Origin of the sequence: Vibrio sp. V10_P2A27P122 (assembly GCF_963874335.1) — a bacterium.
Lineage (GTDB): Bacteria > Pseudomonadota > Gammaproteobacteria > Enterobacterales > Vibrionaceae > Vibrio > Vibrio anguillarum.
The window spans coordinates 1-8,150 of sequence record NZ_CAWNHY010000052.1; the positions used below are offsets into that span (position 1 = coordinate 1).

Annotated in this window: 6 protein-coding genes and 1 tRNA gene; 5 read left to right on the forward strand and 2 right to left on the reverse strand. The window is 46.9% G+C overall.

The genetic code is table 11. The annotated features are described in order from the left end of the window. On the forward strand, nt 1-374 hold a 374-nt coding region (locus AACQ17_RS03105; RefSeq protein WP_276206488.1), incomplete at its 5' end, for a nucleoside transporter C-terminal domain-containing protein. A gap of 380 nt (nt 375-754) precedes the next feature. Then, the gene (locus AACQ17_RS03110; protein ID WP_094147516.1) at nt 755-3,295 is read left to right on the forward strand and encodes an Ig-like domain-containing protein; all 2,541 of its coding nucleotides are present in this window, start codon (nt 755-757) and stop codon (nt 3,293-3,295) included. Nucleotides 3,296-3,398: 103 nt separating this feature from the next. On the opposite strand, the gene folD is transcribed toward AACQ17_RS03110, so the two are convergent. Beyond that, entirely contained in the window at nt 3,399-4,259 is an 861-nt protein-coding gene (gene folD, locus AACQ17_RS03115) for a bifunctional methylenetetrahydrofolate dehydrogenase/methenyltetrahydrofolate cyclohydrolase FolD (RefSeq protein ID WP_106439501.1), read from the reverse strand. Between the two features lie 201 nt (nt 4,260-4,460). On the opposite strand from folD, the gene AACQ17_RS03120 reads away from it, so the two are divergent. Further along, nucleotides 4,461-4,537, forward strand: a tRNA-Arg gene (locus AACQ17_RS03120). Nucleotides 4,538-4,770: 233 nt separating this feature from the next. After that, on the forward strand, nt 4,771-5,877 hold the full coding sequence (locus AACQ17_RS03125; RefSeq protein ID WP_094147514.1) for a M23 family metallopeptidase: 1,107 nt from the start codon (nt 4,771-4,773) through the stop codon (nt 5,875-5,877). A 116-nt stretch (nt 5,878-5,993) separates the two neighbouring features. Here the strand turns inward: AACQ17_RS03125 and AACQ17_RS03130 are convergent, their stop codons facing one another. After that, on the reverse strand, nt 5,994-6,407 hold the full coding sequence (locus AACQ17_RS03130) for a VF530 family protein (RefSeq protein WP_013857204.1): 414 nt from the start codon (nt 6,405-6,407) through the stop codon (nt 5,994-5,996). A gap of 332 nt (nt 6,408-6,739) precedes the next feature. Here AACQ17_RS03130 and AACQ17_RS03135 point away from each other — a divergent pair, with 332 nt between their 5' ends. After that, complete coding sequence (locus AACQ17_RS03135; protein ID WP_170894787.1) at nt 6,740-8,071, forward strand: ferredoxin reductase family protein; 1,332 nt, start codon at nt 6,740-6,742, stop codon at nt 8,069-8,071. Nucleotides 8,072-8,150 lie beyond the last annotated feature (79 nt).

An 8,150-nucleotide genomic window follows, 5' to 3' on the forward strand; every position in this document is an offset into this window, starting at 1 on the left:
GTTTCACCCTTAGTTATGAATTGATTTTAGGCTACCTATTTGCTCCAGTTGCGTGGCTGGTGGGCATTCCATGGAGCGAAGCGATGACGGCAGGCTCACTGATTGGTAATAAAATTGTCGTGAACGAGTTTGTCGCTTTTATCCAATTGATGGACGTAAAAGATTCGCTCAGTGAACATTCTCAAGCGATTGTAACTTTTGCTCTGTGCGGCTTTGCCAATATTTCGACCATGGCAGTATTGATCGGTGGTTTGGGCAGTTTGGTGCCAGAGCGTCGCAGCTTCATCTCTCAATATGGTTTTCGAGCGATCAGTGCTGGCGTGCTGGCTAACTTGATGAGTGCTGCGCTTGCTGGGGTTATTTTGTCGCTATAAACGTAGCGTTTCTATTGGTTACGAAAACCCACCATACATTTTGTATCTTCGATGCCGGCTAACAGAGCCGGCATTTTTATCCATCCATCTCACCAAAATAATATTGACCATATCAATTTCTCAACGACGTGTGATTAGGTGAGTTCGTGAAGTCCGCCGAAAAAGATTTGCAAGCGGTGTTGATGTTGAAATCATGCCGTGATTTTGAGCTGAGATAATTAAAATTATCAGTTATTTAGAGTGCAATTCTCGTCCTCTAGCTTATTAGTTATATACCCTGCCTACTTGATGTTGCCTTGTTTTTATCTCGCGTATTGCAGGCCACCACGTCAAGTTACTTGGGAACGGGTTAATTATTTTCATAAGCAAAGGAGAGAACAATGAGTTCTTATCTACTCAGAGCCGCCATCATTACAACGTTAGGGATAAGCTACCAAGCTCAAGCCTATAACTGTGATGGCTTGGGCTCTTGGGATACGGCCGCCATTTATACGTCCGGCGATAAAGTGACGCAATCTAACGCAGCCTATCAAGCTAACTATTGGACGCAGGGAAATGATCCTGCAAGCAATAACGGCCCTTGGGCATTTTGGCTATCACTCGGGCAGTGTGACAGCGGTGGTGGCAATGTTCCACCCACGCTAAATCTCGTTTCTCCTGCCAATAATGCACAAATCCCACAAGGCAGCTTAATCACGCTGCAAGCCACGGCGTCTGATAGCGATGGTAGCGTGGCACAGGTTGAATTTTTGATTGATGGCGTGTCGATCGCCGTCATCACACAAGCGCCTTTCCAAACCGATTGGACTGCCGCTTTAGGCGCAACCCAAGTGACTGCAATTGCCACTGATAATCAGGGTGCGACTACGTCAACAGCGTCAACCATCTCGGTTACGCCTGTTGGTGGTTTAGTGCCTCCTTCCATCTCCTTAACCAGCCCAATAGGTGCTGAGCAGCTAGCGGCTGGTGACCCATTGACGCTAAGCGCTAATGCCACCGATTCGGATGGAACCGTCACGCAAGTTGATTTTTATGTGGATGGACAACTCGTCGCTTCAGATACTTCAGAACCTTATGTCCACGATTGGACTGCTGTCTCAGGCTCTCACACCTTTAAAGCCAAAGCGACGGATAATGATAACCAAACGACTCATAGCCAAGAGGTCGCCTTGGTTGTATCTGGAGGCTCAAGTGGTGGTTGTGCAGGTTTAGCAACCTATGTGGCGGGTAGCAGTTACGCTGCGGGCGAACTGGTGCAAAACAATAATCAAAAGTTCCGTTGTGATATCGCAGGTTGGTGCTCTTCCAGCTCAGCGTGGGCCTATGAGCCGGGCAAAGGAAGTTATTGGCAAGAAGCGTGGACAGGAATGGGCGCGTGCGCCACGCCACCTACCGTTTCATTGACAAGCCCTGCTGATAATGAAGTGATTCTGGCTGGTTCTACCATCCTGCTCAGTGCACAAGCTAATGATGCCGATGGCAGTGTAGTACAAGTGGAATTTCTTGCTGATGGCACGAGCCTTGGCGTAGTAAACCAAGCGCCTTATTCGGTTGAGTGGGTTGCGAACAAGGTCGGAAGTACCACACTCAAAGCCATCGCAACCGATAATGACAATAATAACGCTGAAAGTCAGATTAACGTTTCAGTGAGCGATCAAGCGTTAGTGGTGTCGTTAACATCGCCAACGTCAGGGCAAACCGTCGGTTTAGGTAAACCAGTCAATATTGCTGCCAATGCGACGTCACTCACTGGTGCTGTTTCTAAAGTCGATTTCTTAGTGAATGGAGCGGTGGTCGCAACTGATACTAGTGCGCCTTATGCCTACACTTGGACACCTACGGCTATCGGCGAATACACAGTGGCTGCGCAAGCTTATGATGCAGGCAGTAGTGTATTGTCAGACGCAGCTACCGTGAAGGTGGTTGAACAGACACAGAAAAAGCACAAATTGATCGGTTACTGGCATAATTTTGTCAATGCTGCTGGCTGCCCAATGCGTCTCGCTGATATGTCTGATGCGTGGGATGTGATCGATATTGCATTTGCCGATAATGACCGCAATAGTAATGGAACCGTGCATTTCAATCTTTTCGCAGGCGATGCGCATAGTAGCTGTCCCGCCTTAGATGCTACCCAGTTCAAGCAAGATATGGCGGCCTTGCAAGCCAAAGGCAAAGTTTTTGTTTTGTCACTTGGTGGCGCTGAAGGCAACATTACGCTCAATACTGACAGTGATGAAGCGCACTTTGTTGATAGTTTGACGGCGTTGATCAAAGAGTGGGGTTTTGATGGCTTGGATGTTGATTTAGAAAGTGGTTCTAACTTAATGCATGGCTCGCAAATTCAAGCGCGCTTGGGCCGGGCATTAAAGCAAATTGAAGCCAACATCGGCGGTGATATGTACCTGACCATGGCTCCAGAACACCCTTATGTTCAAGGAGGAATGGTGGCTTATAGCGGCATTTGGGGAGCGTATATTCCTATCATCAATGAGGTTCGTGACACGCTCGATCTACTTCATGTTCAGCTTTATAACAACGGTGGGTTACCAAACCCTTATCTACCGGGTGCAGCTCCTGAAGGTTCGGTGGATATGATGGTCGCTCAATCAAAAATGCTGTTAGAAGGGTTTGATTTGGCCGATGGTTCACGCTTTGAACCACTGCGTGACGATCAAGTTGCAATCGGTTTACCTTCTGGCCCGAGCTCTGCCAACTCTGGGCAAGCGCCCACGCAAAACATTCTTGATGCGTTGGACTGCTTAACCAAGGGAACCTCTTGCGCGACGGTGAAACCGAGTTTCAACTACCCTAACTACGGTGGTGTGATGACATGGTCTATTAACTGGGACGAACACGATGGCTACAATTTCTCTACGCCAATAGGTAACAAACTGACGCAAATGAATAATGCCCAATAAAGGCTAAGTTGGTTTATAATGCAAGAACCCCAGCGCAGTGCTGGGGTTCTTTGGCTCGCTGATCATAGCTATCAATAACCACTAGCAATAATCAATAACAAGATCAGTTATTGGGGTGAAATTGTTCGCACGCCAACAGGGTGTTTTCAATCAAACTGGCCACCGTCATTGGCCCGACACCACCCGGAACAGGGGTGATCAAGCTTGCTTTGGTGCGCGCTACATCGTACTCGACATCGCCAATCAGTTTGCCTGACTCCAAGCGGTTGATGCCCACATCAATCACTACGGCACCGTCTTTAATCCATGCGCCGGGAATAAAATTGGGTTTACCAACGGCTACCACCAATAAATCAGCTTGGCGAACATGGTGCTCTAAATCTTTAGTGAAGCGATGGCATGTGGTTGTGGTGCAACCAGCCAGTAGCAGCTCTAACGTCATTGGTCGGCCGACAATATTGGATGCGCCCACAATCACCGCATGCTTACCACGCAGTTGAACGTTATAGCGCTCAAGCAAAGTGATGATCCCTTTGGGTGTGCAAGAGCGCAGTTTAGGAATGCGTTGGGCTAAACGGCCCACATTGTAAGGGTGAAAACCATCGACATCTTTTTCAGGAACAATGCGTTCAAGCACATGGGTTGTGTCAATCCCAGCAGGTAAGGGCAGTTGCACTAAAATGCCGTCAATTTCAGGGTCGGCATTGAGCTTATCGATTAACGCCAGTAGCTCCTCTTCACCTGCAGTGGCCGGAAGATCATAGGATTTAGAAACAAAACCCACCTCTTCACAAGCACGACGTTTGCTGCCGACATACACTTGTGACGCAGGATCTTCTCCCACCAGCACCACCGCTAGCCCCGGAGCTCGAAGACCCACTTGAGTGCGAGCTTTTACTCGCGCCGCTACTTCAGAGCGAACCGTCTGGGAGATGAGTGTCCCATCAATATTTTGAGCAGTCATGGCTTTCCTTACACATTGGTCGCAAATATTTTTGGGCGCATTGTCGCAGATATTTAAAGTAACATCTATAAGCAAACGTTTGCTTTGTTCTGTTTTTCGTCACATGGTTAGCGAATGGCAGTTTTTTAGGCATTTGAAACAGAATGTTAGAGAAAGCGATTGATTTACGGAGTTCAACTCGTATAATCCTGTCCCTGTAGCGCGCCCTTAGCTCAGCTGGATAGAGCACGTCCCTTCTAAGGATGTGGTCGTAGGTTCGAATCCTACAGGGCGCGCCATTTATTCAAGAAAGCCCCGATAACTCAAAAAGTTGTCGGGGCTTTTGTTTTTCATGTTCATCCGTTCGGTTTTTTACTCCGATGGTACTTTTGTGCAGAGTGTTGATAATTTCATCGCTTTCATCTTATTACATCTTGCTCCTACTGGCCTCGCAAAACGCACCTTCTTAGCTATCCCACGAATATTTTGTGCCACACTCCAAGTGAAACTTAATTCATATGAAGGATGCGTAATGAATCTAACCAAATCTTCTTTAGTGACATGGTTTATCTGTTTTAGCCCAATGGTGGTAAGCCATCAGTTGTATCCTGATGTCGATACTCCACGGCTTAACGAAGCGCAGCTTGCAGAGAGCCAACTGCCATTTTCTCTGATTAGCGATGATGAGTTTGTTTTTCGACCTCATCAACGTCCTTTCAATATTGAAGATTTTATTGGTACCCATCAGCCAAATTGGCTTGAGCTTGTCGAGTCAGTTAGCCATTGGGCTGGGGCAACGGGGGTTGATCCTCGAGTGTTATTGACCACTTTAGCGTTATTAGAGCAAGAGAGTGCTTCGGAGCAAAGCTTGGACAATAGACAGCGGCAGATCAAAGATATTGCGAATCAACTGTCTCAGCGTTTCTATCACTATCAAGAAAGTTCATCGGCTCTTCAATACAATGCTGCGACGTTAGCGGTCATGCAGCAATTGAATCGGGTGGATGATTGGGCATTATGGAAATCGCAATATGAGCTTTGGTTTGGTGCTTTCAGCGAACCACAAAACACACCAGCTCCTATGCGTATGGGAAACCTCATTGCTTCGCCTAGTGAGGGGTTTATGCAGTGGCCATGGCGCAAAGGGTATCAGTGGATACCTAACGGTACGCATGCGCACAGTGGCTCAGGTTTTCCGCTTTCTTCGATCGATGTTTCTTACGATTGGCCAGCTTGGGGCGCGCCAACTTACAGTGTAACGGCCGCGCATGATGGCTACGTGTCGGTGATGTCTCGGTGCCAACTGCGTGTGACGCATCCAAACGGTTGGGCGACGAACTATTACCATATGGACGGAATCCAAGTCGCGAATAATCAGTGGGTGACGAAAGACAGTAAGTTGGGTGTTTATGCTAACCAGCGTTCCATTGCTTTGTGTGAAGGTGGATCGTCCACCGGTCCTCACTTGCACTTCTCATTGCTTTATCAAGGGCGTTTTCAATCTTTACAAGGTGTGAGTTTTGGGCCATATAAGGTTCAGACTGGGCGATATAGTTACGATAATCATTGCCAATATACATGGCTGTATGACCAACGTAAGCAGCAGAAAGTCTGCTTATGGCAACCTATTTATAATTAAGGTTCACGCTGAAATGTTGTGATGGAAAATGTTGGTGCAAGGTTCTCTTACACCAACATTCATTTTGTGCTCAACAGATTTGTTGTGTCGTGAGCCGATCACTGACTTATCGTTCTTTAACGACGAAACGAACGGTTACGTGCGGAACGCTCTTTATGGGCAGAAGCCGCTTTAGCCTGTGAGTTTAAAATGGAATCAACCGTCAGCTCCATTGGCTCTTTAGGTTTGAGGCCATGTGGGAAAGTGCGCGCGCGCGGTGGCAGATCATATTCTTCAGCTGAAGCGCGTGGCATACGTTTAAAGCGATATAGGTAGAAGTTTTCTACTTTCTCTCTCGCCCAATCGGTTTTATTGAGATATTTCACGCTGCTGGCAACCGATGGGTTGGTATGGAAGCAGTTAAAACGCATTGCCGTATCGAGAATATCCCAACCGTAAAAATCCACTAGTTCTTGCAGTAATGTTTCTAACTTAAGACCGTGTAATGGGTTATTTCTTTGTAATTCAATTCTTTCTTCTTCAGTCATCATAACGAGTTCCTAAGTAGTTCACTAACCGAGGCCAGCAGGGGTGTATGGTTTTCGTTGGTTTTTTATTCAAACAACGTGGCATCACGAATGATCATCTCTTAACACGCTAGTTGAAGGGGCCGCATTCTAACAGAATTCAGTGACCCTCCCTAAGATTATCGTGCGGAAGATCAGCGTTGTTTGATTGGTCAGATTTTTCTGCGTTCAATAAAAAGGACATAGCGCTTAAAGAGCTTGGATTGTCGTCTTTACACAGATTTACTTGTTACTTCATCTACTTTACGTTGTGATTGTTACTCTTAGATAACCTTTATATTTAAGTGGTTATTGTGATGAGCAGAGTAAGCAAAACGGTATTGATTGTGATGGTGGTTGTCTCGGTATTATGGATGCAAGCCGAGCCAACGCTTTTGGTGTCTGAAAACCTCTTCAAGTGGAGATCGGCTTTTATCCAGTGGTCGGGCATTTTGTCCATTGTGGCGATGTCATTGGCTATGGTGCTGGCGCTTCGTTTGCCCCTTGTTGAGCAGTGGACACAAGGAATCGATAAAGGCTATCGGATACACAAATGGCTGGGCATTTCGGCCACGTTGCTTGGTTTATTTCACTGGCTTTGTTACCAGATACCGAAATGGATGATCGCACTTGAGCTCCTGACTAAACCTAATCGGCTCAATGGCTCTGGCCCACAGGGGAACTTGTCGGGTTTTGCGCTTTGGGTAAAAGAGATGCGCCCGATGGGGTTAGCCATTGGCGAATGGGGGTTCTACTCATTATTGCTGCTGGTGGGTGTATCACTGTGGCTAACCATTAAATACAAACCGTTTCGCTTATCGCACCGTTTGATGGCGGTGGTGTACCTTTTGCTGGCTGGGCATTCGGTATTATTGTTGAAAAAGGCGTATTGGGGCTGGCCGATTTATTGGTTAGTGTTGATGTTTATTGCGCTTGGCTCCGCGGCAGCAGTCTACAGTTTGCTTGGATTTGTGGGCCGAAATGCACGTTATTCAGCGAAGATTAGCGCATGCCACTACTGCGCAGCGAGCCAAACGTTAGATTTAAGAATTAAGATGGAGAAACCTTGGCCCGGACACAAAGCAGGGCAGTTTGCCTATTTGAGTTTTGTTGGCGAAGAGCCGCATCCGTTTACTATTGCTTCGTACAATAAGGCTAATGAGCTGCGATTTTTGATCAAAGAGCTCGGCGATTTTACCACTGGTCTTTATAAGAGAATTACCGTGGGTGAGCCGATTGAGGTCGAAGGTCCATATGGACGATTTGAGTTTTATAGTGATAGGCCACAAGTCTGGATTGGTGGCGGTGTCGGCATCGCTCCATTTATGGCTGGGTTAGATTATTTACACACGGTAAAAGCGCATCCGGCTACTTATCTGTTCTTCTGCTGCCATCATGCAGAGCAAGCCCTGTGTGATGAGCTTAAGCAGAAAGCATTGCGTGCAGGTGTCTCCCTCACAGTGATTGATTCAAGCATTGCGCCGCATTTGTCTGCCGAGACTATTGCTCGCCAGTGTGGTGATTTAAGTGGTTTTGAGTTTTTCTTTTGTGGCCCTGTTGCGTTTTCACGGACTTTAAAACAGGCGTTGAAGCCTTACCATGTAGACGTTGAAACTCAGTTCCATGAAGAGTTGTTTATGATGCGTTGAGTATTTGTTGTGAAATGACCAAGCCCCATGTTTTCTAAGAATTACAGCACGAATGACAGCATGAACAACAGATAGTGAC

Bases quoted from the DNA above. Each gene is read 5' to 3' on its own strand.
- AACQ17_RS03110 (WP_094147516.1), top strand. From the start codon at position 755: ATGAGTTCTTATCTACTCAGAGCCGCCATCATTACAACGTTAGGGATA.
- folD (WP_106439501.1), bottom strand. From the start codon at position 4,259: ATGACTGCTCAAAATATTGATGGGACACTCATCTCCCAGACGGTTCGC.
- AACQ17_RS03125 (WP_094147514.1), top strand. From the start codon at position 4,771: ATGAATCTAACCAAATCTTCTTTAGTGACATGGTTTATCTGTTTTAGC.
- AACQ17_RS03130 (WP_013857204.1), bottom strand. From the start codon at position 6,407: ATGATGACTGAAGAAGAAAGAATTGAATTACAAAGAAATAACCCATTA.
- AACQ17_RS03135 (WP_170894787.1), top strand. From the start codon at position 6,740: ATGAGCAGAGTAAGCAAAACGGTATTGATTGTGATGGTGGTTGTCTCG.